This is a genomic window from Agromyces sp. H66 (assembly GCF_004959775.1).
GTDB lineage: Bacteria > Actinomycetota > Actinomycetes > Actinomycetales > Microbacteriaceae > Agromyces.
In genome coordinates this window covers 1-24,277 of sequence record NZ_SJZG01000005.1, presented here as the reverse complement: position 1 = coordinate 24,277, position 24,277 = coordinate 1, and the positions used below count along the sequence as shown (strand labels likewise).

Here is a 24,277-nt window from a genome sequence, read left to right as displayed (position 1 = left end):
CAGCGGAGTTCTCCACAGATCGCTCCACGCCGACGGGTGGATGCCTCGGCGGCGGCACACTCGACTCGTGCCATCGGTAGCCGACCACCTCCGCGCGAACGGCGGCGCACTGCCGTACGCGGTACTCGAACGCGCCGGCTGCACGCGGCAGGACGTGAGGGCCGAAGTCCGTCGCGGCCTGATCCTGCGCGTCCGAAGCGGCTGGTTCGCCGTGACGGCGCGAACACCGATGTCGTCCGCGCCGTCCGCGTGGGCGGAACGGCGACCGCCACGACGGTCGCACGCCTGCACGACCTCTGGGTTCACGACGACGGCCTGCTGCACGTGCGCGTGCCCCACACGACCGGGCGCCTTGCCGCGCCGCACGACCGCCACGTTCCCCTCGACCGTGAACAGCATGCCGTGTGCGTGCACTACAGCTCACGCGGCGGCTTCGATCGCGCCCGCGACCCGCTGACCATGGCGCTCGCGGAGATGTTCGCGTGTTCCAAGCCCTCCGAGGTGATGTCGGCCATCGACTCGGCGATCGAGAAGGGGGTGCTGCAGCTCGGCCATCTCGACCTCATCCGACGGAAGATGCCGCGATCCCGACACGGTTTCCTCGCCACCGTTGACCCCGACAGCCAGTCGGGGCTCGAGACGAGGATTCGACTACTGCTGCGGTCGCGCCGCATCCGCTTCCGCACCCAGGTCGAGATCGGCGGCGTGGGCCGCATCGACTTCCTCGTCGGGGAGCGCCTGGTCATCGAAGCCGACGGCCGGGCGTTCCATACGGGGGAGGCGTTCGAGGAGGACCGACGCCGCGACTTCGAGCTCGTCACGCGCGGGTTTGTCGTGCTCCGCCTCAGCTACCGCCAGATCATGAAGGACTGGGAGCGCACCCGGGCAGGAATCCTCGCGCTGGTCGAGCGGGGCGCGCACCGTTGGGCCGGGCGTGGGCCGTATGCGCCCGAACTCCCCGAATCAGCCCTCGTCCCAGCGGCCCGTGGCGAAAACACATGAAGATCCGGGTCATGGGTCGCGCACGGGCCGCATGATGCGGATTCTCATGTGTTTTCGCGCGCAGGCGTGTGTTTTCGCGCGCAGGCGGCGGCAGGCGGGCGGATGCCGCGGCGCGAGGCAGTGACGGCGGGCGGATGCCGCGGCGCGAGGCAGTGACGCTGGGCGGATGTCGCGACATCCGCCCGCCCGAAGCATTACGCGCGGAGCCACACCGTCGTGTCGGTGGGGAGCGTGCGGCCCTCGAGGTCGCCGCTCGCGAGGAGCACGTCGCCCGCGGGCAGCTCGACCGGCGAGGCACCCGTGTTCGCCACCACGACCACGGAGCCGTTGCGGAACGCGACCACCGCATCATCGAACCCGGGCAGCCACTCGAGCGTGCCGGCGCCGAGCGCGTGCTCGCGCCGCAGGCCGAGCGCCAAGCGGTACATCGACAGGGTCGAGCCGGGCACGCCGCGCTGGCGGTCGCGGGCGAGCTCACGCCACTCGTCGGGCTGCGGCAGCCACGGGTCGCCGGCGGGGCCGAAGCCGTAGTTCGGCGCGTCGGCCTCCCACGGCAGCGGCACGCGGCATCCGTCGCGTCCGTAGCGCTCGCCGCCGGTGCGGAACCACGTCGGGTCCTGACGGGCGTCGTCGGGCAGGTGGATGACCTCGGGCAGCCCGAGCTCCTCGCCCTGGTACACGTAGGCGGAACCGGGCAGCGCGAGCATGAGCGCCGTCGCGGCACGCGCCCGCCGCAGACCCGCTTCGAACGACGGCAGTCCCTTCGACTCCGGCCCGAGACCGTGGCCCTGGGGGTTCGCCTCGGTCACCGAGAGCCGAGTGGCGTGACGCACCACGTCGTGGTTCGACAGCACCCACGTCGACGGTGCGCCGACGTCGCCGAAGGCCTCGAGCGAGGCGTCGATCACGGTGCGCAGCGCCGCGGCATCCCACGGCGTCTCGAGGTAGGCGAAGTTGAACGCCTGGTGCATCTCGTCGGGTCGCACCCACTTGGCCACCCGGGGCAGTGGGTCGACCCAGGCCTCGGCGGCGAGGATGCGCTCGCCGGGGTACTCGTCGAGCACCGCCCGCCAGTCGCGGTAGATCTCGTGCACGCCGTCCTGGCCCCAGTACGGCGCATGGTCGCCGGGCTCATCGCTGATCTCGGGCTCCAGGGTGACGCCGGATGCCCCGGTGCCGCCGGCACCGCCCATGCTGCCCGCGTCGGCCGGGGGCGTCCAGTCGGGCAGGCCCTCGGCCTTGACGAGGCCGTGCGCCACGTCGACGCGGAACCCGTCGACGCCGCGGTCGAGCCAGAAGCGCAGGATGCGGCGGAACTCCTCGCGCACCTCCTCGTTCGTCCAGTCGAAGTCGGGCTGCGAGCTGTCGAAGAGGTGCAGGTACCACTGGCCGGGCGTGCCGTCCGCCTCGGTGACGCGCGTCCACGCGGGGCCGCCGAACACCGACTCCCAGTTGTTCGGCGGCACGTCGCCGTCTGGCCCGAGCCCGTCCCGGAACAGGTAGCGGGCGCGCTCGGCGCTGCCCGGCGCGGCGGCCAGGGCGGCCTGGAACCACTCGTGCCGGTCGGACGAGTGGTTCGGGACGAGGTCGATGATGACGCGGATGCCGCGGGCGTGCGCCTCGGCGAGCATGGCGTCGAAATCGGCGAGCGTGCCGAACCGCGGGTCGACGTCGCAGTAGTCGGCCACGTCGTATCCGGCGTCGCGCTGCGGCGACGTGAAGAACGGGGAGAGCCAGATCGCGTCGATGCCGAGCTCCTGCAGGTCGCCGAGCCGGCTCGTGATGCCGGCGAGGTCGCCCATGCCGTCGCCGTTCGCATCCGCGAAGGACCGGGGGTAGATCTGGTAGATCGCGGCGGTGCGCCACCACTCGGAAGTCATGACGAGAACTGTACGTCATCTCGACACATGATGGAAACGCTTGCAGTAGCAACTCGTCATGTCATGGTCACGAACCGGTATCGATACGAATCTTCCGGTTTGGCATTGCCGGTCTCGCAGGGTATACCTGTAATCGCTTGCACAACTGCGAGCACTCCACACGGAAGAACGGCCTTTCGGGCACGGTGCTCGGTTCCGCGATCCGGAACAGGAACCACAGCTCCCGCACCTGGCGAAGGCGTCGATCTCACACACTGGGAAGGGCACACCAATGAGGGTGAACAGGAAGAGCGTCCTCGCAGCCGGAGCCGTCGCGGTTGTCGCGACGCTCGGCCTCGCGAGCTGCGCGAGCGGCGGAGACAGCGGCTCCGACGGGGATGCCTCGGCGAGCGGCACGCTCACCGTCTGGGTCGACGCCGAGCGCGTCGACGCGCTGAAGGGGGCGGCCGAGTCGTACACCGAGAAGACCGGTGTCGAGGTCGAGCTCGTCGGCAAGGACAACGCCGACATCAAGGACGACTTCATCCAGCAGGTTCCGACGGGCAAGGGCCCCGACATCACCATGGGCGCGCACGACTGGCTCGGCGAGCTGTCGACGAACGGCGTGGTCGCGCCGATCGAGCTCGGCGACTCCGCGGGCGACTACCTCCCCGTGGCGATCGACGCGTCGACCTACGAGGGCACCGTCTACATGCTCCCCTACGCGGTCGAGAACATCGCCGTGCTGCGCAACGCCGACCTCGTCCCCGAGGCGGCCACGAGCTGGGACGACATGATCAAGAAGGGCAACGACGCGGGCCTCACCCAGCCGTTCGTGGTGGAGCAGGGCGCCGAGGGCAACCCCTACCACCTCTACCCCTTCCAGACCGCGTTCGGCGCCCCCGTCTTCGGCACGACCGACGAGGGCTACGACCCCACCGACCTCCAGCTCGGCAACGAGGGCGGCATCGAGTTCGCCAAGTGGCTCGGCGCGCACGGCAAGACCGGCACCGGCCACTTCAACACCGACGTCGACGCCGACATCGCCAAGCAGGCCTTCCTCGACGGCACGGCCGCCTTCTGGCTCACCGGCCCGTGGAACGTCGGCTCCGCGATCGACGGCGGCATCAACGTCGCCATCGACACGGTGCCCAGCCCCACGGCCGACCCCGCCTCGCCGTTCGCCGGCGTGAAGGGCTTCTTCGTCTCGGCCGAGTCGGAGAACAAGGTCGCCGCGAACGACTTCCTCGTGAACTACCTCGGCACCGAGGAGGTGCAGCTCGATCTGTTCGAGGCCGGCAACATCCTGCCCGCGCTGGAGGCCGCCGCCGAGACCGCGTCGAGCGACCCGATCATCGAGGGCTTCGCCGCGGTGGGCGCCGAGGCCGTGCCGATGCCGGCGATCCCGGCCATGGGTTCGGTGTGGCAGTACTGGGGCATCGCCGAGGCCGACATCATCAACGGTGCCGACCCCGTCGCCACCTGGGAGAAGCTGGCCGCCGACGTGCAGGCAGCGATCCAGTAGCGACCGAGCGAGACCGGGCCGGATGCCCCAGCGGCATCCGGCCCGGTTCCCTCACGTTCGACGGGAAGAGCGGGCAATATGAGCACCATGATCGACGACGAGGTCGGCACGGCACCGCCGAAGCGACCGACCAAACGGCAACGACAGGCCGCGAACATCGCGGACGCGGCATCCGGCGGCGTCAAGATGCTCCTCGTCAAGCTGCTCCTCCTCGGCATCCTCGACGCGGTCGCCGTCTACGCGGTATTCGTCCTCGTGACCGGCGGGCAGTGGCTGATCGCGGCGATCGTCGCCCTCGTGGCCGCCGTCGTGAACTGGATCTACTTCTCGCGACGCAAGCTGCCGGCGAAGTACCTGACGCCCGGCATCATCTTCCTCGTCGTCTTCCAGGTGTTCGTGCTCGTCTACACCGGGTACATCGCCTTCACCAACTACGGCACCGGCCACAACGGCTCCAAGGAGCAGGCGGTGTCGTCGCTCATGGCGTCGTCGCTCCAGCGCGTCGAGGACTCGCCCACCTACCCGGTCACCGTCGTCGACCAGTTCGGCACGCTCGGGCTGCTCGTCACCGACCCCGACGGCGACGCGTTCGTCGGCACCAACGACCAGCCGCTGCAGGAGGTCGACGCCGAGATGGAGGGCGGCAAGGCCGTCGCCGTCGACGGCTGGACGAGCCTGAGCTTCGCCGACGTGCTCGCCCGCACCGGCGAGATCACCGAACTCGCGGTGCCGTTCTCCGACGATCCGAACGACGGCGCCATCCGAACCCCCGACGGCTCGAACGCGTACCTCTACGTCTCGACGCTCGAGTACGACGAGGCCGCGGGGACGATGACGAACCTCAACACCGGCACCGTGTACTCCGACATCGGCACGGGCGCGTTCACGTCCGAGGACGGCGACGAACTCCTGCCCGGCTGGCAGATCACCGTCGGCTTCGACAACTTCGTGCGCGCCGTGACCGACCAGCGCCTCGCCGAACCGCTCATCTACGTCACGCTGTGGACCTTCGCGTTCGCCCTCATCTCGGTGGCGTCGACGTTCTTCCTCGGACTCTTCCTCGCCATCGTCTTCAACGACATGCGCATGCGGGGCCGCCGCTACTACCGCGTGCTCATGATCCTGCCGTACGCGATTCCGTCGTTCCTCTCGGCGCTGATCTGGGCGGGCATGATGAACGAGAGCTTCGGGTTCATCAACCAGGTGCTGCTGGGCGGGGCATCCGTGCCCTGGCTCACGGACCCGTGGATGGCGAAGGTCTCGGTGCTCCTCGTGAACCTGTGGCTCGGGTTCCCGTACATGTTCCTCGTGACCACCGGCGCACTGCAGTCCATTCCCGACGAGCTGCAGGAGGCCGCCACGGTCGACGGCGCGAGGCCGTGGGCGGTGTTCCGGCTCATCAAGCTGCCGCTCCTGCTCGTGAGCGTCGCCCCGTTGCTCATCGCGTCGTTCGCGTTCAACTTCAACAACTTCAACGTGATCTACATGTTGACCGACGGCGGCCCGCGCGACTCCAGCGCGCCGATCCCCGTCGGGTTCACCGACATCCTGATCTCGATGGTCTACAAGGTGGCGTTCACCGGCCAATCGCGTGACTACGGCCTCGCCAGCGCGTACTCGATCATCATCTTCATCGTGGTCGCCGTGATCTCGATCATCGCGTTCCGTCGCACCAAGTCCCTCGAGGAGCTGAACTGATGGCCACGCAGCAGCCCGTGCCCGGCAGCGAGACCGGCCTCGTGGCCGGCGAGATCGACGAGACGGCGGATGCCTCGGCGCGGGTGACGACGGCAGAACGCGAGGTGCCCCGAATTCGGGCGCGGCGCCCCTTCAACCTCCGTCGCTGGTTCTTCGCGACCGGCTGGCGCCACATCGTCGGCATCATCATGGTGGCGTTCGCGCTGCTGCCGATCGTGTTCGTGATCTCCTCGTCGCTCAACCCCCGCGGCACGCTCACCGGGTCGAACGCCCTGTTCTCGGCGATCGGCTTCGACAGCTACGTGCGCATCCTCACCGACCCGCAGGTGCCGTACCCGATGTGGTTCGCCAACACGATCCTGGTGGCGAGCGTCACCGCGATCGGCACCGTCTTCCTCGGCGCGCTCGCCGCGTACTCGTTCTCGCGCATGCGCTTCACGGGCCGGCGCGTGGGCCTGATCACCATCGTCGTGGTGCAGATGTTCCCGCAGCTGCTCGCGGTCGTCGCGATCTTCCTGCTCATGAGCGCGATCGGCGACTGGTTCCCCGCGATCGGCCTGAACTCCCACATCGGCCTCATCATGGTGTACCTCGGCGGCGCGCTCGGCGTGAACACGTACCTCATGTACGGCTTCTTCAACACCGTGCCGGCCTCGATCGACGAGGCGGCGAAGATCGACGGCGCGGGGCACGCGCGCATCTTCTTCACGATCATCCTCCGGCTCACGGCGCCGATCCTCGCGGTGGTCGCCCTGCTGTCGTTCATCTTCACGGTGAACGAGTTCGTCGTGGCATCCGTGCTGCTCATCGACAACGACAAGCAGACGCTCGCGGTCGGCCTCACGAAGCTCGTGTCGAACCCGCGCTACGCCGACTGGAGCGCGTTCTCGGCCGGCGCCGTGATGGCGGCGCTGCCGGTCGTCGCGCTGTTCCTCTTCCTGCAGAAGTACATCGTCGGCGGGCTGACCGCGGGCGCCGTCAAGTAGCCTCGGCGGAGGCCTCGTGCCTCATGCCGCGTGCCGCGTGCCGCGTGCCGCGTGCCTCGTGCCTCATGCCGCGTGCCTCATGCCGCGTGCCGCGTGCCGTCGGTGATGTCGTTCAGAATTCAGGAACGACGCCGTGAAGGCACGCTCATCGACCAGCCTGCTCGTTCGGAATTCAGGAACGGATGCGACGACAGCGTGCGTCACGCCGCCATTCGAGCCCATATCGTGATCTGAACCGCTCCGTGGTCCTGAATTCTGCGCAGAAACGCTCCTGAATTCTGCACCGGGTCGGAGGGGTGAGGGAATGGAGAGACCATGCTGAACCCGCACCACGACGGATCGCCGCTGCACGTCTCGACGCAGACGCCCGCGCTCGGCGAGACGGTGCGCGTGCGCCTGCGCGTGCCCGAGGCGTTCGGTCCGCTCGCGTGGGTGGGCACGCGATCGAACCCGAACCGGGAACCGCGGTTCAGCGAGGCATCCGTCGTCGGTTCGTCCGACGGCTGGAGCTGGTGGGAGGCGGCCGTCGAGGTCGAGAACCCCGTGCACGGATACCGGTGGCTGCTCGTCGGCGAGGACGGCCGCCAGCACTGGCTGAACCAGCTCGGGCTCTCGGCGACCGAGACGCGCGACCACGACGACTTCAAGCTCGTCGCCCATGAGCCTGCGCCGGAGTGGGCCGCCGACAGCGTGCTGTACCAGGTGTTCCCCGACCGGTTCGCGAAGTCGACGGGTTCCGTCGGGCTCGGCGCGCCCTTCGACCGGCTCAGGGAACGGGGCGAAGCGCCCGAGTGGGCGATCCCGGCCGAGTGGGGCGACCCGCTCGACCCCGTGCCGCCGGGCCGGTCGGCGCAGGTCTTCGGCGGCGACCTCGACGGCGTGCGCGAGCGGCTCGACCACCTCGAGCGCCTCGGCGTCAACCTGCTCTACCTCACGCCGGTGTTCCCGGCCCGATCGAACCACCGCTACGACGCGTCGACGTTCGATCACGTCGACGAGCTGCTCGGCGGCGACGACGCGCTCGTGCGGCTCGTCGAGGAGGCGCACCGCCGCGGCATCCGCGTGATCGGCGACCTCACGAGCAACCATTCGGGCGACGCGCACGAGTGGTTCCGCACGGCGCAGTCCGACCCGGCATCGCCCGAGCGTTCCTTCTACCACTTCCGCCCTTCGACAGGCTCAGGGACCCCTTCGACAGGCTCAGGGACCGAAGCGTACGAGTCGTGGCTCGGCGTGCCGAGCCTCCCGAAGTTCGACTGGAGCTCGGCCGAGCTGCGCCGGCGCTTCATCGAGGGCCCCGACTCGGTGGTCGCCCGCTACCTGAAGGCGCCCTTCTCGCTCGACGGCTGGCGCATCGACGTCGCCAACATGACCGGGCGCCTGGGCGCCGACGACCTCAACGCCGAGGTGCGCCGGACGATCCGCCGCACCATGCTCGACGTGAACCCCGACACGATCCTGCTCGCCGAGTCGACGAACGACGCGGCCGACGACTTCCAGGGCGACGCGTGGCACGGCGCCATGACGTACGCGCCGTTCACCCGGCCGGTCTGGAGCTGGCTGCAGGAGCCCGGCAGCGACGCGGGCGGCGGCATCGGGTTCGCGCTCGGACGCGTGCCGAGCTACGACGGCCACGCCTTCCACGAGGCGCACGTGCGGTTCGCCGCCGGCTTCCCGTGGCGCACCCGACTCGCGACCATGAACGCGCTCGACACGCACGACACGCCGCGCTTCGGCACGTCGGCCCGGCCCGGCACGGTGCCCGTGGCGTTCGGCCTCGCGGTGACGCTGCCCGGCATCCCCGTCGTCTGGGCGGGCGACGAGTTCGGGCTCACCGGCGTCGACGGCGAGGCATCCCGCACCCCGATTCCGTGGGGGAGCGAGACGGATGCCGCGGTCGCGGCCGTGCTCGACACGTACGCGTCGCTCATCGCGCTGCGTCGGGCGCACCCCGTGCTCGCGACCGGTGGCATCCGCTGGCTCGCGGTGGGCGAGGACGCGGTCGCGTTCGTGCGGGAGTCCGCTTCCGAGTCCGTGCTGGTGTTCGCGGCGCGGGCGGCCGCGACCCTCGAGATGGCGGAGGCTGCGATCGGGGCAACGGATGCCGCGGCGCGACGCATCGGCGATGCCCGGCTCGAGGCATCCGACGGTCTCGTGCGGCTCACCGCCGACGGACCGAGCTTCACCGCGTGGCGGCTGCCGGGGGTGGATGCGCCCGCCTGGTGAAGTGACGTGAACGGACGTGACCGGGCGCGACCGCGCGCTCGTCAGAACGGGAAGAACGTCTCCTCGTCGCTTCCGATCCACTCCCGCGGAAGCTCGACCTGAGGTTGCTCGCGGCCGTCGCGCCCGTCGGCCTCGCTCGTCGGGTCGTAGACGAGTGAGGCGCCGCTCGCCGCCACGTCGCCGTTCTGGAACGCGTCGTCGGCGACCGTGAACGCGAGCGTGATGACCGCGCGGTCGCCGTCGGCCGGGCCGGGCAGCCGGCAGATGCCGCGGTCGAAGGAGGCGCAGCCGCTGGGGTCGCCGTTGAGGACCAGTGCCTCCGGCCACGACAGCTCCACGCCCAGCTCCCACGAGCCGTCGCGGAACTCGTCGACATCGCTCGGCAGCGGCGTGTAGGTGATCGCGACGGTCGCGGTCACCGCCTCGCCGGCCTGTGCCTCGTCGGTGTCCAGCTCGACGTCGACCGGGAACAGGTCGGCGGCCGAGATGAGCAGGGCGTCGGCGCCGCGGATCATCTCGCCGACCTCCGACGGCGGCACGGGCACGCCGCCGAACGAGAGCTCGACGCCCGCTGCGCTCACCGGACCGGCGTCGGGCGGATCCTCGAGGGCCTCGAACGTCGCCGTGACCGCCCAGAACTCGAGGTCCGACGGGAAGAACAGCACGCAGGTCGCCGCGTTCGCGCCGATCCCGTCGCAGCCCTCCATAAAGCTCAGCTCGGCGAAGCCCGGCAGGAGGAGCTCGAAGGCCATCCGGGCCGATTCGTCGGTTCCGTCGCGGGCGAGCGTCCGGTGCACGCCGATCGTGGCCTGCCGCGGAGCGCCGTCGAACTCCGGCTCGTCGGCGATCACGACCTCCAGCCAGAACGGGTACGGCTGCAGCTCGATGGCGAGGTCGGTCTCGCCGAAGTCCGATCCGGCGTCGGTCTCGAGCTCCTCCACCTCGCCGCCATCGAGCTTGACGAGCCGGGTCGCCGTTGCGGCGATCTCCCCGCCGAACCCGGCGGGAGGCGTCGCGAAGGCCAGCTCGGCGCGGCTGCGCGAGCGCGTCGGGTCGATGAGGCACTCGTCGCCCGATTGCGGCCGCCCCTCCAGCTCGCGGTCGCTCTCCGCTGCGGCCCAGGCCTCGCACGTCGACTCGGCCAGGCCGAGCTCGTCGGGCCACTCCACCTCGACCGCGAGCAGCGCGCCGTCGGGGACCTCGTCGACCTCGACCTCGGCGTCGAGCACGACGACCGCGGCATCCCCCGCCTGGCCGAGCTCGTCGGCCACGAGTTCCACGGCGACGTCGACGACGGGCGGCACGAAGGTCTCGGTCGGAGACGGTGACGGGCTTGCGGCGACCGGCGAGACCGCGTTGCTCCAGGCGAGGGCGGCGAGCCAGACGGCGACGACCACGACGAGCACCCCGGCGGCGCCGAGTGCCGCGATGAACGCCCACCGGGAGAACACCGGCACCTGGGTGAAGGTCCCCTCGAGGGGGACGGCCGGCGATTCCTCCGGCGTGACCGTGACGAAGAACGGATGCGCCACCGGGTCGCCGCGCCACAGGAGCTTGGGCGCGCGAAGGCCGAGCTCGACGCTCTCGGTGCTGCCGGCCGGAATCGTGACGCGTGGTCGGTCCATCGCCACCGTGAGCTCGCCGGCGGAGACGACGATGTCGGCGTAGGCGTGCGTGTTGCCGGAGTTCGCGATCGAGATCTCGGTCGCGTCGCCGCGGCGTCCCTCGAGGGCCGTCGGCGAGAGCACCGCGTCCACCTCGCTGAACGACCGGATCGAGACGATGGCCTCGACGGCCACGAGATCGTCGGGGCGCGTCGCGGGCACGACCTCGAACCGGAGGACGAGGTCGCCGACCGGCCATCCGCCCCCGTGCGCGAGCGTGATCGACGCGGTGGCGGTGCCGGTCTCGCCGGGGTGGACGAGCAGCGTCTCGGGTTCGATGGCGACCTGGTCGGCCGCGTCGCCCACGGCGGAGAGGTGGTAGGCCTCCACGTCGTCGCCGTCGTTGCGGACGGTCAGGGTGAACGTATCCGCCTGACCGGGAGTCAACGCGAGCGACGCGGGGTCGATATCGACGACCGTGACCATGGTTCGACGCTACGACGGTCGGCGCGTTTCGGCGAGTCCGCCGAACCGACTTCCGGGCAGATCGGCTGCCCTTTGGGTCACCCGCCGATGATCACGTTGAGCGCGCCCGGCCCCGGCGCGATCGGCAGGCCGTGCAGCGTGAGGTCGCCGACCCGCGCGGCCGGGAACCCGCCGATCATCACGGTCAGGCTGCCCTGCGCGATGCCGTTCGGTGCGGGCGAGACGCACACGATGCCGCCGGGCGTGAGGTTGGCGACGGCGGCCGGCATGCCGCCGATGAGCACCGTCGGCACCGCGGCGGCCGGCGTGATGGGGCCGCCGCCGTGCGGCTTCACGCCGTCGACGAGCGCGCAGAGCGCGACGTCGCCGACACGCAGGGCCGGTCCGGTGGGCATGCGCACACGGTACGACGCGGTTCGCCCCGGCGGCCCGTCCGCCCGGGCGGACGACCGCGCACGGTCGTTGCCTGTTGAGGGTGCGTTGAGTGCGCGAAGAGCGCCGCGCGGCAGACTGTGCACATCCCTCCCTGCGGAAGTCGTTCAGCCACATCGCCACCAGGAGGATGCCATGACCCGCACCACCGTCCGCGTGTTCGCACGCGACCCCATCTCGGAGGCGGGCGTCGCCAGCGCGTTGCGCCCCCGCCCCGAGGTGCGCGTCGTCGGACCCGACGAGGACGAGCCGCCCGACGTCGTGCTCGTCATCGTCGACGCCGTCGACGAGGAGGCACTCAACACGCTGCGCTTCGTGCGCCGCAACGGCGAGGCCCGGGTCATCCTCATCGCCTCGCACCTCGACGACCAGGACCTCGTGCGCGCCGTCGAGAGCGGCGTGGTCGGTCTCGTCAGGCGGGCGGATGCCACGACCGACCGCCTGCTCTCGGTGATCGCCTCGGCGGCGGCGGGCGAGGGCACGGTTCCGCCCGACCTGCTGGGCCGGCTGCTCGACCAGGTCGGCCGGCTGCAGCGCACCGTGCTCGACCCGCGGGGGATCACCTTCACCGGGCTCGCCTCCCGCGAGATCGAGGTGCTGAGGCTCGTGGCCGAGGGCTGGGACACCGCGCAGATCGCCGCGAAGCTGTCGTACTCCGAGCGCACCGTGAAGAACGTGCTGCACGACGTGACCACCAGGCTGCAGCTGCGGAACCGATCGCACGCGGTCGCGTACGCCATGCGCGAGGGGCTCATCTGAGCGGATGCCGCGGCGGCTGCCCGAGGAGGAACCCACGGCTGCCCGCACGGATGCCCCGGACCCTGGGCCGCGTCGCCGACCCGCGTTCCACACTGAACGCGTGACGAGAGCCCATCGTGACCACGGCATCGGGAGGGGCGGATGATCGGCGAGATCGACGACGCCATCCGCGCGCTCGTCAAGGCGTCCGACGGCATCGCCGCCGACATCGACATCGCGCTCGACGCGCCCACCAAGGACTGGGCGGCGCGGCGCAACGCGCCCACGGTCGACCTCTTCCTCTACGACATCCGCGAGGACACCAAGCGCCGCGAGTACGGGTTCTCGGAGCACCGCGACGAACGGGGCATCATCGTCGAGCGGACGCCGGCGCCGCGCTACTTCAAGCTCTCGTACCTGGTGACCGCCTGGACGCAACGGCCCGACGACGAGCACCGGCTCCTGGACGCGCTCCTGCGGTGCTTCCTGCGCTACGACGCGATCCCCGATTCGTTCGTCATCGCGACCCTCGCCGAGACGGGGCTGCCGTGCTCGATCAGCGTGGCCTTGCCGCCGCCCGAGGATCGTGCCTTCGCCGACGTGTGGTCGTCGCTCGGCGGCGAGCTCAAGCCGTCGCTCGACCTGGTGATCACCGCACCGATGGCGAGGGGACTGCGGTACGCGGCCGGCCCGCCCGTCACCGCGGGCGTCGAGGCGCGGTTCAGCGCCGACGAATTCGGCATCGACGAGCACGTGGTGCGTGCGGCGCCGGCAGCCGGCCCGGGATCCGACGCCGAATCTCCGGAGGCCTGAGATGTTCGACGACCCCAGCATCGTGCACCTGCTGGGGCGGGTCGGGGCGATCGAGGATCGCATCCGGCGGCTGGTGGCGGCGCGCCGCGCGGTGGACCCGCAACCCGACGACCCGTTCCGGGGCCTCTACCTCAGCGACGAGATGGTGGACCGGCTGCTCGCCGGCGTTCCCGGCGTGCCGGACTGGTCGGATGCCTCGGCCCGCCTCGCCGAGACGGAGCAGGGCGCCGACATCGCCGAGGCCGCGGGGCATCCGCTTCGCCTCCGCCGCCTGGCCGACGCGTTCGGGCTGAGCCCGATCGACGTGGACCTGCTCGTGATCGCGCTCGCGGCCGACCTCGACCCGCGCTTCGAGCGGTTCTTCGGCTACCTCAACGACGACGTCGGACGGCGCCGCCCGTCGGTCTCCGTCGCCCTCGAACTCTGCGGCGTGCCGCTGACGTCGGCCGCCGACCGGGCCAGGCTCATCTCGGGACCGCTCGTGGCGGGCGGGCTCGTCATCGTCGAGGACGAGGACCGCCCGCTGCCGGGACGCGCGGTGCGGGTACCCGATCGCGTCGTCGGTCACCTGCTCGGCGACGACACCCCCGACCGGGCACTCGACGGGGTGCTGCGCGAACCGTCGGCGGTGGAGTGGGGCGACGCGGGCCGGGTGACGCAGGCGCTCGCCGCGGGCATCCGGCTCATCTACCTCAGGGAGTCGGCCACCGGGTCGGGGGAGACCATCGCCGTCCGCGGCATCCGGGCACAGGGCCTCGGTGCCCTGCATCTCGACCTGGCCAGGCTCGGCGCCGACCACGACGCGGTCGCCCTCGCGCGGCTCGCCGTGCGCGAGGCGCGGTTGCGCGGATCCGGCCTGATCGCGGCGCCGGTGACCGCCGACACCCCGGCCGCGCTCATCGAGACGCTCGCGGATTCGCCGCAGCCGACCATCTTCGTCGGCGACTCGACGTGGGAACCCGACTGGTTCCGGGAGCTGCCGGCGACGGCCGACGTGGAGCCGACCACGACGCAGGAGCGGGCCCAGCTGTGGCGACGCTGGCTCGGCCCGACGGCCGACGGGCTCGACATCGCCGAGGCGACGGGTCCGTTCCGCCTCCGGCCCGAGCAGGTGCAGCGGGCGGCCGCGACCGCCCGCACCCAGGCGGCGCTGTCGGCGACGGGGGTCGTCACCGTCGAGCACCTCGCGGCGGGCGCGCGCGCCGAGAACGCGTCGGCGCTCGACCGGCTCGCCCGCCGGGTGTCGCCGCGCGTCGGGTGGGACGACCTCGTACTGCCGCCCGGGCCGCTCGATGCGTTGCATGAGATCGAACTGCGAGCAAGGCACCGCGAGCAGGTGCTCGGCGACTGGGACATGCGCCCGGGCGGCGGGCGCGGCCACGGCGTGGTCGCCCTGTTCGCCGGCGACTCGGGCACGGGCAAGACCATGTCCGCCGAGGTCGTCGCCGGCGGGCTGGGGCTCGACCTCTACGTGGTCGACCTGTCGACCGTGGTCGACAAGTACATCGGCGAGACCGAGAAGAACCTCGAGCGCATCTTCCGTGCGGCGGCCGGCACGAACGCGGTGCTGCTCTTCGACGAGGCCGACGCGGTCTTCGGCAAGCGCAGCGACGTCAAGGACTCGCACGACCGCTACGCGAACGTCGAGAGCGCCTACCTGCTGCAGCGCATGGAGACGTTCGACGGGCTCGCGATCCTCGCCACGAACCTGCGCGCCAACATCGACGAGGCGTTCACGCGCCGCCTCGACGTCATCGTCGACTTCCCGATGCCGGATGCCGCGCAGCGCGCCAGCCTCTGGGACCGCAGCCTCGGCCGCCACCTCAGGCGGGCCGACGACATCGACCTCGAGTTCCTCGGGCGATCGTTCGAACTCGCCGGCGGCGGCATCCGCTCGGCCGCGGTGACCGCCGCGTACCTCGCGGCCGCCGACCAGGGCATCGTGCTCATGCGGCACTGCGTGATCGCCGTGCACCGCGAGTACCGCAAGCTGGGCCGGCTGCTCGTTCAGAGCGAGTTCGGGCGGTTCTGGCCGGAGGTGGTCGGGGGATGACCGCTGCTGCCCCGACCGCTGCCCGAGCGTGCACGACTCGATGCCCGATGGGGCGGATCGGTGCCGATCCTGCCGTCGTCGCGGTGCAATGGAATCGGTCGATCCCGGAGGTGGACCATGCACGCACATGACTGGGAGAGCGCCGACGTCGAGAGCGGGCGCCGGGGAACCGAGGCCGCACGCGACCAGGAGGCCGGCCTGCACGGACTCGCCGAGCGGCGGCCCGACGTCATGAGCAGTTCCGCGCTGCTCCGGTTGCAGCGGGAGGCGGGCAACGGCGCGGTGAGCGACCTCGTCGAGGAGCAGCGCTCGCCGGTGCTCGACGTCGTCTCGTCGGGTGGGTCGGCGCTCGAGCCGGCCGTGCGCACCGACATGGAGTCGAGACTCGGCCACGACTTCGGCGACGTTCGGGTGCACACGGATGCCGCGGCGCACGACTCGGCGAGGTCGGTGGGCGCGCACGCCTACACGGTCGGCAACAACGTGGTGTTCCAACGCGACGCGTACGACCCGGGCTCCCACGCCGGACGCACCACCCTCGCGCACGAGCTGACCCACGTCGTGCAGCAGCGCTCGGGTCCCGTCGACGGCACGCCGACCGGCGGCGGCGTGAGCATCAGCGACCCCGGCGACCGCTTCGAGCGCGCCGCCGCCGACACCGCGGCGCGCGCGATGAGCGAGCCCGCGCCCGTGCAGCGGCAGGAGGAGGAGGAAGAGGAGGTGCAGGCGTCGTTCGTGCAGCGCCAGGAGGAGCCCGAGGAGGAAGAGGAAGCGGCCACCTGAGCCGTGGTCGCCGCCATGGCGCGCCGCCCGGGCAGCTGGGCTCGACCGGGAAGGACGGGACACGGTGAGCATCACGTCACCATCGAACCTCGATCCCGCCCGAGCCGAACGGCGCTCGGTCGCTCGAGGCACGATCAGGGACGCCCTCGCCGCCGGAAGGCACCGCGCGATCGACAGTCCCGGTGACGCGCCCGGCCACGCCGGAGCCCTCCTCGCCCTGCAGCGCGACGCCGGGAACGCGGCCGTCAGCGCCCTCCTCGCCGCGAAGGTCAGGAGGCCGAGCGAGCGGGCCGGTGTCGAGATCGATGCGGCGCTCCGGCAGCTCAGGCGCGACGAGCCCGACGTCGATGAGGTCGAGCGGGGCTTGAAGCAGGCCAAGGCCGTCGGTATCCCGGTCGATCTCGAGGGGCGTAGACCCCCGGCTTCCGCGCTCGCGGTGACGCGAACCGGTTTCGGCCCAGGCTCGGTCGCTCCCAAGAAGCCGGTGCCGCCGGCGAAGCAGGTGGCGGCGGTCTCACCGCTCGGAAAGGTCGCCGCAGCGAAGCCGAAGGGCGCCCTGCCGCCGAAGGCCGGGATCGAATCGGCCGCCGCGAAGGCGGCCACGGCCATCGGTGCGGGCGCGGCGCCGGCCGCGGCGAAGCTCGGCGCGGAGAAGCTGCTGCAGCCCCCGGTGCCGCCAGCCGGCGTGACCCCAGCGCAGGACCCGGCGTTCGCCAAGGTCAAGGGCGGTGTGAAGAAATTCGCCGCCGCGAAGCGCGCGCATCCGCCCGCCGTCGCGAAGGCCAAGGAGGCGCAGGCTGCTGCGCTGCCGCCCACTGACGACCTCGCCGGCCAGGCGAGGGCGGCCAAGGTCGACGTGATGGATGCCCAGCAGCCCGGCACCTTCGACAAGAAGGCGTTCATCGCCGCGGTGAAGTCCGCGATCGAAGCCAAGTCGCCGAAGACGCTGAAGGAGGCCGACGAGGCCGCGAAGTCGGGCAAGGCCGTCGATGTCAAGGGCGAGGTCAAGGGCCTCGTGACCCAGGGCAAGGAGGAGTCGACGCGCGACATCGACGCGGCGACCGCGGCACCGCCCGACCAGTCGAAGGCCGTGGCCAAGCCCGTCGTCCCGATGGGGCAGGAGAATCCGGGCCCGACCGCCTCGATCCCGGCGGCGGGGGCGGTGCCGAAGCCCGCCCCGGCCGAGCAGCTCAACCTGGAGGCAGGTCGGCACGAGGTCGATCAGGAGATGGCCGACGCGAACGTCACCGACGAGCAGCTCGCGACGTCGGGCGAACCCGAGTTCCAGGGAGCGCTCGCCGACAAGCGCACCGCGGCCGCCCATGCCGCGACCGCGCCGGCGGAGTACCGTCGGCAGGAGCAGGCGACCCTCGCCCAGGGGAAGGCGCACGCGGGCGCGGTGACCGCGACGGGCGTGCAGGGCATGCAGGGCGCGAAGGGCGCCGCGCTCGCCCGGCTCGTCGCGGACAAGGGGCGGGCGAAGACCAAGGATGAGCAGAAGCGCGCCGAGGTCACCACGAGGATCCAGAGCATCTTCACCGCCACCGAGGCCGACGTCAGGAAGATCCTCGACGGCATCGACCCGAAGGTGGAGGCCGAGTTCGAGCGGGGCGAGGCGAAGGCGAAGGCCGCGTTCGAGCGGTACGTCGCGGCCAAGATGTCGGCCTACAAGAAGGACCGGTACGGTGGATGGCTCGGCGGCCTGCGCTGGGCCAAGGACAAGCTGTTCGGCATGCCCGACAAGGTCAACGAGTTCTACGAGGCCGGTCGTGAGCTCTACCTCACGCAGATGGAGGGCGTGATCTCCCGCGTCGCGGACATCGTCGGCGGCGACCTCAAGGCCGCCAAGCTGCGCATCGCCAAGGGTCGGGCCGAGATCGCGACGTACGTGAAATCGCTCCCCAGAGACCTGCAGAAGGTCGGGTCGGAGGCCGCCACCGAGATCGGCGAACGCTTCGAGCAGCTCGAGGGCGAGGTCACGGACAAGGAGAACCAGGTCGTCGACACCCTCGCGACGAAGTACGTCGAGGCTCGGAAGGGACTCGACGAACGGATCGAGGCGCTCCAGGCCGAGAACCGGGGCCTCGTCGACAAGGCGATCGGCGCGATCAAGGCCGTGATCAACACCATCCGGGAGCTCGCGGCGATGCTCTCGAACGCGCTCGCGCGCGCGGCATCCGTCGTCGGGGACATCCTGAGCGACCCGGTCGGATTCCTCGGCAACCTCATCGCGGGGATCAAGGGCGGCATCGAGAGGTTCTTCGCCAACATCACCGCCCACCTGAAGAAGGGGCTCCTGGGCTGGCTCTTCGGGCAGCTCGGCGACGCGGGCATCGAGCTTCCCGACACCTTCGACCTCAAGGGCGTGGTCAAGCTGCTCGCCTCGGTGTTCGGACTCACCTGGGCGAACATCCGGAGCCGGATCGTGCGCCGGATCGGCGAGAGGGCGATGGCGGCGGTCGAGAAGGGCGTCGAGATCTTCCAGGTGATCGCCACGCAGGGCGTCGCGGGGCTCTGGGAGATGCTCGTCGAGAAGATCGGCGACATCAAGGCGATGATCCAGCAGCAGATCGAGGACTTCGTCATCACGCGGATCATCACCGCGGGCATCACCTGGCTGATCAGCCTGCTGAACCCGGCCGCCGCGTTCATCAAGGCCTGCAAGCTCATCTACGACGTCGTCATGTTCTTCGTGACCAACGCCGAGCGCATCGCGCGGTTCGTGAACACCGTCATCGACGGGGTCGTCGACATCGCCAAGGGCAACGTCTCGGCCGTCGTCGGCAGGATCGAGAACGCACTCGGACAGATGGTGCCGATCCTCATCGGGTTCATCGCGAGCGTGCTCGGCATCGGCGGCATCGGCGAGAAGATCCGCTCGATCATCCAGGCGCTGCAGAAGCCCGTGCACAAGGCGCTAGATTTCGTCATCACGACCGGGCTGAAGCTCGCGGGGCCGATCATCCGAGGCATCAAGGGCATCTCGACCAGGGTCAAGGCGAAGGTCGCGGCGGGCAAGGCGTGGGTGAAGGGGAAGGCCGAAGCGGGCAAGGCGAAGCTGCTCGACCTGGCGGCTGCCATTCCACGGGCCTTCGGCTTCAGGGCCGGCGGAGCATCGCACCGGGTCTGGATCGAGAAGGCCGGGGCGAGACGGGTCATGGTCGCCAGCGCGCCGACCGAGGCGAGCATCCTGCTGCGACACTACGTGGCGCAGATCGACGAGTTCCCGGCCAGGACGCCCAAGGAACAGAAGGAGAAGGCATATCTGCGCACTCGCGTCGGTGTCGCCCAAGCCAGGTATGAGGCCGTCCGCGACGACGTGGCCCTGCTCGACAACGTCAGGGACCTGACGGTCGCGAAGAACGCGCTGAAGAGCAGGCAGAGGCGGTTCGCCGAGAGTCTCATCGAACTCTTCGACGCGGTGCACACCCAGCGCATGAAGCTCGCGGGGCAGGTTCCGAAGTACACCACGCCCGGCGGCAAGGTCGCGGCAGGAAGCGTGAGGTGCGTCGCGCGCTTCGAGGTCGATTGCCTGCCAGGACAGCGGGCGTATCCGACGCAGGGCGGGAGCGCACCGGTCGGGTCCGTGGGGGTCGTCGGAACCACGAAGGGAGTCGACACGCGTGCCGTCCACGGCCTGGACTCGAGCGAGAGCGAACTCACCGGGCAGACGGGTGCTCATGCCTTCGAGAGCCCGGAGGCCGAACGGCACACGGAGCAACGGGCGGAGTTCGTCACTCGCGCCACGGGTGACGAGGCTCCCGCAACGCACGCCGAAGCTCGTCTGGTCACGCAGGTTCGACGCATGCTGGCTCAGGACCCGGGCTGGACGCAGCGGATCCGCACCATCGAGATCAACGTGACGCACAGCCCGTGTCCCAGCTGCACCGGCCAGCTGGTCATGCTCCACGGAATGCTCCAGAACCCCGACCTCCGACTGGCGATCGTCCAATGGGGCAGGAGATACGACAGGGGGCCGTATCCGACCACGGCGCAGTCGATCGGTGAGCTTCGCAGCAGGTACTCCGTGATCGGACCATGACGGACGGCGACGCTGATCGGTGAGCGCGGGCCGGGCCGGAACCCCCAGTGCCCGATCGCGCAGCCACGGCTACCCACCCGCACGCACCGAAAGACTGCCCGTCGCGACATCCCGCGACCGACGCTGGAGAGACGTGATCCAGCGAAGGAGTCCGGGATGCCCACCTACCTTTCACCCGGTGTGTACGTGCAGGAGATCGACGCCGCGACGCGGCCGATCGAGGGCGTCGGCACCGCGGTCGCCGCATTCATCGGCATCGCGCCGAAGGGACCCGAGAACCAGCCGACGCTCGTGTCGAACTGGACCCAGTTCGTCGAGAAGTTCGGCGGGCTGTACGAGGGCGCCTACCTGGCCTACGCCGTCTACGGGTACTTCCTGAACGGCGGCGGCAACTGCTACGTCGTGCGCATCGGCACCGCGCCCGCCACCAGGCGGGGCGGCAAGCGCGAGCCGAAGCAGCTCGCGGCCGGCCCGCAGACCGCCCAGATCGGCAACTACGTGTTCACGGCGAAGAACGCCTCGCCGAACGCGAAGCCGATCAAGGTCGAGATCGGCGACCCCGAGACGGAGTCGCCCGAGGAGGGCGCGTTCAAGGTCACCGTCAGGGTCGAGGGCCGTTCGCCCGAGGTGTACGACAACGTCTCGGCGAAGCCCGACAGCCCGCAGTTCGTGCTGACCAAGCTCGCCGAGTCGAAGCTCGTGACGGTCGAGGAGGCCGACCCGGCGTCGTCCGGGCTGAAGCCCCGAAACGGCACGTTCGACCTCGTGGTGCCCGAGCCCGAGGAGCAGCCCATCGTGCTCGACGACATCGGGGCGGAGAACTACATCGGCGACTCCGCCGATCGCACCGGATTCAGCGGCCTCGAGGAGGTCGAGGAGGTGACGATGGTCGCCGTGCCCGACCTGATGGCGGCGTTCGAGCAGGGCGCGATCGACCTCGAGACGGTGAAGGCCGTGCAGCTCGCGGTCATCGCGCACTGCGAGCTCATGGGCGACCGGATGGCCGTGCTCGACGCGCCGCCCCAGCTTTCGGCGCAGGACGTCGCGCAGTGGCGGCGGGTCGAGGCCGGGTACGACTCGAAGTTCGCGGCGCTCTACTACCCGTGGATCAAGGTGCTCGACCCGGTGTCGGGCACGAACCGGTTCATCCCGCCGTCGGGTCACATGGCCGGGGTGTGGGCACGCAACGACAACGAGCGCGGCGTGCACAAGGCGCCCGCGAACGAGGTCGTGCGCGGTGCGGTCGAGCCGCAGACGCAGCTCACCCGCACCGAGCAGGAGCTGCTCAACCCGATCGGCGTCAACGCCATCCGGAGCTTCCCGGGTCGCGGGGTGCGGGTCTGGGGCGCCCGCACGCTCTCGAGCGACCCGGCGTGGCGGTACATCAACATCCGCCGGCTCTTCAACTACCTCGAGAAGTCGATCCTGAACGCGACGCAGTTCGCGGTCTTCGAGCCGAACGACCCCGCGCTGTGGGGCAAGCTCAGCCGGTCGATCTCGGCCTTCCTCATCGGCGAGTGGCGCAAGGGCGCCCTGTTCGGGCGCTCGCCCGACGAGGCCTTCTACGTGAAGTGCGACGAGGAGACGAACCCCGCCGACGTGATCGACGCGGGCCAGGTCGTCTGCCAGATCGGCGTCGCCCCCGTGAAGCCGGCCGAGTTCGTGGTCTTCCAGCTGTCGCAGTTCTCGGGCGGCACGAGCCTCGTCACCGAATGATCCGGATCCAACCCACGAGAACAGGAGCTTGACATGGCACTCGCAGATGCCTTCGATTCCTCACCGGCATACGCGTTCAAGGTCACCATCGACGGCATCGAGATCCCGAAGGTCACCGAGGTCTCGGGCCTGAAGAACGAGGTCGACAAGATCGAACTGAAACAGCAGCTCGCCGACGGCAAGTACGTCGCCCGGCAGCTCATCGGCCGCGCGAAGACGGGCGAGTTCACCGTGACGCGCGGACTCACCGACTCCAAGACCGTCTCCGACTGGCTCAAGGTCGTCATGAAGGGGGATGTCGCGGGGGCCCGCAAGAACGCCTCGGTCGAGCTCCTCGACTACGAGGGCGGCACCATCAAGAAGTACGAGTTCCGCAACTGCTGGGTGCGCTCGGTCGAGATCAACTCGCTGAAGGCCGGCGCGACCGAGCAGGCGACCGAGAAGTTCACGGTCTGCTTCGACGAGTCCGAGGTGACGTGATGCAGCGGGTGCTCGCCACGCGGCCGAGCGGGCAGCCCGATCCGGCGGCGGGAGCGGCGGGCTCGGCGGGCGCGCCCGGCGCGGAGGCATCCGCCGCCGACGACGGCGTCATGCGCACCGAGTTCGCCTTCGAGCTGCCGCGCGGCTACGTCGGCCCCGACGGCACGGTGCACCGGCGGGGCGTCATGCGCCTCGCCACGGCGCGCGACGAGTTGCTGCCGCTCTACGACGCCCGAGTGCAGGAGAACCCCGCGTTCACGACGGTCGTGCTGCTCGGCCGGGTGATCACCTCGCTCGGCACCCTCGGCACCATCGACGGTTCGGTGATCGAGAACATGTTCGCGTCGGATGTCGCGTTCCTGCAGGACTTCTACCGCCGCATCAACGCCGAGGGCCACACCCGCATCGCGGTGACCTGCCCCGAGTGCTCGCACCGGTTCACCGCCGACCTCGCCGGCGGGCGCCTGGGGGAATCATGACGTACTCGGCCGACCGCATCCATGAGGAGGTCGCGTACGTCGCCTACCACTTCCACTGGTCGCTCGACGACATCCTCGACATGGAGCACGCGCAGCGCCTGCGGTACGTGCACGAGATCGCGGCGATCAACACCCGGCTCAGCGAAGGACGGTGAGCCATGCGCTGGCCGTGGCAGCGATCGGAGGAGCGGCGGTCGGATGCCGCGGCTCCCCGTGAGTCGCCGTCGACGGCCGCAGCTCCGGATGTCCCGCCGCCGGTGCCGCCCGCGGGCTGGGCGTTCCTGCCGCCGCTGCAGCGACAGGTCTCGGATGCCCCGCCGGCCGTGTTGCGGCCGGCGTTCGTCTCGACGCTGCCGACGCGCACGGTGCCGTCGTCGCTCGGCAGCATGGGCCACCTCGTCGACGACGGGGCGCCGGCGGGCACGGTCGCGGTCGACGGCGGTGCGCTCGGAGCGCCCGTGCAGCGCGCGGTCGCCGCGGACCTGGCGCTGCGACCGGGTCGCGCCGCGGCGTCGACGGGAGCTCGGGTGCAGCGGGCGACGGATGCCGCGGGCCCGGCGTCGTTCGAGAGGCCGGACGTGTCCGAGGAGTCGCCGGTCGAGGAGCGCCCGGTGGTCGAGGAGGGCCCGGTCGGGGAGGGCCCGGTCGGGGAGGGGCCGGCGGTCGCCGGGGTCGCCGGTGAGGACGCGTTCGTTCCCGACGGCGACGAGGCACCGCACGGCGGGCCGGTGGACGAGCCTGCGTCGGCGGCCGTGGAGGCCGTATCGGCCACGCCGGAGACGAACGCGTCCCGGCCCGCGAACCCGCCGCACCCGTCGGCGCCGGCGGGTTCACCGGCGCCGCTCGTGCGGCCGACCCTGCAGCGCTCCACCTCGCCGACGGTCGGGAGCGACGGCGCGGGCGGCGCGACACCGGGTCGGGCCGACGCGGCGCCCGCCGCGCCGACGCCGAGACGCGTCGGACTCGGCGCCCCGCTCCCGTCGCACCCGCTGCAGCGCACCGCGTCGACGGATGGGGTCGATGCCGTCCGCCGAGCGACGTCGGGTCGGACGCCGACCGTTGCGCCGGCCGGGACGTCGGCGGCGATGCCGACCGCGGCGTCGTCCGCGGCGCCCGACGCGGGCGGGGCGGCCCCTCCGGCGGGCGACGCGTCCGGCTCGCCCGAGCCCGCGTCGATGCAGCGGCACGTCGCCGACGAGCCGCCGATCGAGCAGCCGCCGCCGAGCGCGGCGTCGGAGCCGCCCGGGGCCGCGCCGCTCATCGGCGAGACCCCGCTCGCGACACCGCGCGACGCCGCGCCCGACACGGCGGCACCGGGCGGCGATTCGATGGCGGGCCACATCGGCGACCCGCCC

At 71.0% G+C, this 24,277-nt stretch carries 17 protein-coding genes and 1 pseudogene; 15 read left to right on the top strand and 3 right to left on the bottom strand.

Annotated elements, in window-relative coordinates; genetic code table 11:
- The first annotated feature begins 249 nt into the window (after positions 1 to 249).
- A complete protein-coding gene (locus tag EZM51_RS09945) occupies positions 250 to 1,002 on the top strand; it encodes a DUF559 domain-containing protein (RefSeq protein WP_136708116.1) in 753 nt (250 codons plus the stop codon).
- 194 nt (positions 1,003 to 1,196) lie between these two features.
- Here EZM51_RS09945 and EZM51_RS09940 read toward each other — a convergent pair whose 3' ends face one another.
- On the bottom strand, positions 1,197 to 2,882 hold the full coding sequence (locus EZM51_RS09940; RefSeq protein WP_136708115.1) for a glycoside hydrolase family 13 protein: 1,686 nt from the start codon (positions 2,880 to 2,882) through the stop codon (positions 1,197 to 1,199).
- Between the two features lie 271 nt (positions 2,883 to 3,153).
- On the opposite strand from EZM51_RS09940, the gene EZM51_RS09935 reads away from it, so the two are divergent.
- The 4 genes from EZM51_RS09935 (at position 3,154) to EZM51_RS09920 (ending at position 9,296) form a co-directional block, all read left to right on the top strand.
- The gene (locus EZM51_RS09935) at positions 3,154 to 4,386 is read left to right on the top strand and encodes a maltose ABC transporter substrate-binding protein (RefSeq protein ID WP_136708114.1); all 1,233 of its coding nucleotides are present in this window, start codon (positions 3,154 to 3,156) and stop codon (positions 4,384 to 4,386) included.
- 78 nt (positions 4,387 to 4,464) lie between these two features.
- The gene (locus EZM51_RS09930; RefSeq protein WP_169053859.1) at positions 4,465 to 6,084 is read left to right on the top strand and encodes an ABC transporter permease subunit; all 1,620 of its coding nucleotides are present in this window, start codon (positions 4,465 to 4,467) and stop codon (positions 6,082 to 6,084) included.
- Positions 6,084 to 7,070: a sugar ABC transporter permease gene (locus tag EZM51_RS09925; RefSeq protein ID WP_136708113.1), complete on the top strand. Its 987-nt coding sequence runs from the start codon at positions 6,084 to 6,086 to the stop codon at positions 7,068 to 7,070. Before EZM51_RS09930 ends, EZM51_RS09925 begins: the two co-directional genes overlap by 1 nt.
- A 315-nt stretch (positions 7,071 to 7,385) precedes the next feature.
- A complete protein-coding gene (locus EZM51_RS09920; RefSeq protein ID WP_136708112.1) occupies positions 7,386 to 9,296 on the top strand; it encodes a glycoside hydrolase family 13 protein in 1,911 nt (636 codons plus the stop codon).
- Positions 9,297 to 9,337: 41 nt separating this feature from the next.
- Here the strand turns inward: EZM51_RS09920 and EZM51_RS09915 are convergent, their stop codons facing one another.
- Positions 9,338 to 11,386 (bottom strand): hypothetical protein, encoded by a 2,049-nt coding sequence (locus EZM51_RS09915; RefSeq protein ID WP_136708111.1) that lies wholly within the window; start codon positions 11,384 to 11,386, stop codon positions 9,338 to 9,340.
- A gap of 77 nt (positions 11,387 to 11,463) precedes the next feature.
- Complete coding sequence (locus EZM51_RS09910; RefSeq protein WP_136708110.1) at positions 11,464 to 11,781, bottom strand: PAAR domain-containing protein; 318 nt, start codon at positions 11,779 to 11,781, stop codon at positions 11,464 to 11,466.
- A 172-nt stretch (positions 11,782 to 11,953) separates the two neighbouring features.
- Here EZM51_RS09910 and EZM51_RS09905 point away from each other — a divergent pair, with 172 nt between their 5' ends.
- The 10 genes and pseudogenes from EZM51_RS09905 to EZM51_RS09860 form a co-directional block, all read left to right on the top strand.
- Positions 11,954 to 12,577: a response regulator transcription factor gene (locus EZM51_RS09905; protein ID WP_136708109.1), complete on the top strand. Its 624-nt coding sequence runs from the start codon at positions 11,954 to 11,956 to the stop codon at positions 12,575 to 12,577.
- 141 nt (positions 12,578 to 12,718) lie between these two features.
- Positions 12,719 to 13,369 carry a DUF4255 domain-containing protein gene (locus EZM51_RS09900; protein ID WP_136708108.1) on the top strand — a complete coding sequence of 217 codons (651 nt, stop codon included), beginning with the start codon at positions 12,719 to 12,721 and terminating at the stop codon, positions 13,367 to 13,369.
- 1 nt (position 13,370) lies between these two features.
- Positions 13,371 to 15,422, top strand: a complete 2,052-nt coding sequence (locus EZM51_RS09895; RefSeq protein WP_136708107.1) for an ATP-binding protein — start codon at positions 13,371 to 13,373, stop codon at positions 15,420 to 15,422.
- A gap of 117 nt (positions 15,423 to 15,539) precedes the next feature.
- Positions 15,540 to 16,205 carry a DUF4157 domain-containing protein gene (locus EZM51_RS09890; RefSeq protein WP_136708106.1) on the top strand — a complete coding sequence of 222 codons (666 nt, stop codon included), beginning with the start codon at positions 15,540 to 15,542 and terminating at the stop codon, positions 16,203 to 16,205.
- Between the two features lie 64 nt (positions 16,206 to 16,269).
- Entirely contained in the window at positions 16,270 to 20,247 is a 3,978-nt protein-coding gene (locus EZM51_RS09885; protein WP_211195878.1) for a hypothetical protein, read from the top strand.
- A gap of 156 nt (positions 20,248 to 20,403) precedes the next feature.
- Complete coding sequence (locus EZM51_RS09880; RefSeq protein WP_136708105.1) at positions 20,404 to 21,963, top strand: phage tail sheath subtilisin-like domain-containing protein; 1,560 nt, start codon at positions 20,404 to 20,406, stop codon at positions 21,961 to 21,963.
- A 33-nt stretch (positions 21,964 to 21,996) separates the two neighbouring features.
- The gene (locus tag EZM51_RS09875) at positions 21,997 to 22,443 is read left to right on the top strand and encodes a phage tail protein (RefSeq protein WP_136708104.1); all 447 of its coding nucleotides are present in this window, start codon (positions 21,997 to 21,999) and stop codon (positions 22,441 to 22,443) included.
- Positions 22,443 to 22,922, top strand: a complete 480-nt coding sequence (locus tag EZM51_RS09870) for a hypothetical protein (protein WP_136708103.1) — start codon at positions 22,443 to 22,445, stop codon at positions 22,920 to 22,922. Before EZM51_RS09875 ends, EZM51_RS09870 begins: the two co-directional genes overlap by 1 nt.
- A complete protein-coding gene (locus EZM51_RS09865) occupies positions 22,919 to 23,077 on the top strand; it encodes a DUF6760 family protein (protein ID WP_136708102.1) in 159 nt (52 codons plus the stop codon). The genes EZM51_RS09870 and EZM51_RS09865 overlap by 4 nt, the downstream gene beginning before the upstream one ends.
- A 3-nt stretch (positions 23,078 to 23,080) precedes the next feature.
- Positions 23,081 to 24,277, top strand: a pseudogene (locus tag EZM51_RS09860) (hypothetical protein); the annotation flags it as partial.

Excerpts from the sequence above, each read along its gene's own strand:
- EZM51_RS09940 (WP_136708115.1), bottom strand. The coding sequence starts at position 2,882 with ATGACTTCCGAGTGGTGGCGCACCGCCGCGATCTACCAGATCTACCCC.
- EZM51_RS09935 (WP_136708114.1), top strand. The coding sequence starts at position 3,154 with ATGAGGGTGAACAGGAAGAGCGTCCTCGCAGCCGGAGCCGTCGCGGTT.
- EZM51_RS09930 (WP_169053859.1), top strand. The coding sequence starts at position 4,465 with ATGAGCACCATGATCGACGACGAGGTCGGCACGGCACCGCCGAAGCGA.
- EZM51_RS09925 (WP_136708113.1), top strand. The coding sequence starts at position 6,084 with ATGGCCACGCAGCAGCCCGTGCCCGGCAGCGAGACCGGCCTCGTGGCC.
- EZM51_RS09920 (WP_136708112.1), top strand. The coding sequence starts at position 7,386 with ATGCTGAACCCGCACCACGACGGATCGCCGCTGCACGTCTCGACGCAG.
- EZM51_RS09915 (WP_136708111.1), bottom strand. The coding sequence starts at position 11,386 with ATGGTCACGGTCGTCGATATCGACCCCGCGTCGCTCGCGTTGACTCCC.
- EZM51_RS09910 (WP_136708110.1), bottom strand. The coding sequence starts at position 11,781 with ATGCCCACCGGACCGGCCCTGCGTGTCGGCGACGTCGCGCTCTGCGCG.
- EZM51_RS09905 (WP_136708109.1), top strand. The coding sequence starts at position 11,954 with ATGACCCGCACCACCGTCCGCGTGTTCGCACGCGACCCCATCTCGGAG.
- EZM51_RS09900 (WP_136708108.1), top strand. The coding sequence starts at position 12,719 with ATGATCGGCGAGATCGACGACGCCATCCGCGCGCTCGTCAAGGCGTCC.
- EZM51_RS09895 (WP_136708107.1), top strand. The coding sequence starts at position 13,371 with ATGTTCGACGACCCCAGCATCGTGCACCTGCTGGGGCGGGTCGGGGCG.
- EZM51_RS09890 (WP_136708106.1), top strand. The coding sequence starts at position 15,540 with ATGCACGCACATGACTGGGAGAGCGCCGACGTCGAGAGCGGGCGCCGG.
- EZM51_RS09880 (WP_136708105.1), top strand. The coding sequence starts at position 20,404 with ATGCCCACCTACCTTTCACCCGGTGTGTACGTGCAGGAGATCGACGCC.
- EZM51_RS09875 (WP_136708104.1), top strand. The coding sequence starts at position 21,997 with ATGGCACTCGCAGATGCCTTCGATTCCTCACCGGCATACGCGTTCAAG.
- EZM51_RS09870 (WP_136708103.1), top strand. The coding sequence starts at position 22,443 with ATGCAGCGGGTGCTCGCCACGCGGCCGAGCGGGCAGCCCGATCCGGCG.
- EZM51_RS09865 (WP_136708102.1), top strand. The coding sequence starts at position 22,919 with ATGACGTACTCGGCCGACCGCATCCATGAGGAGGTCGCGTACGTCGCC.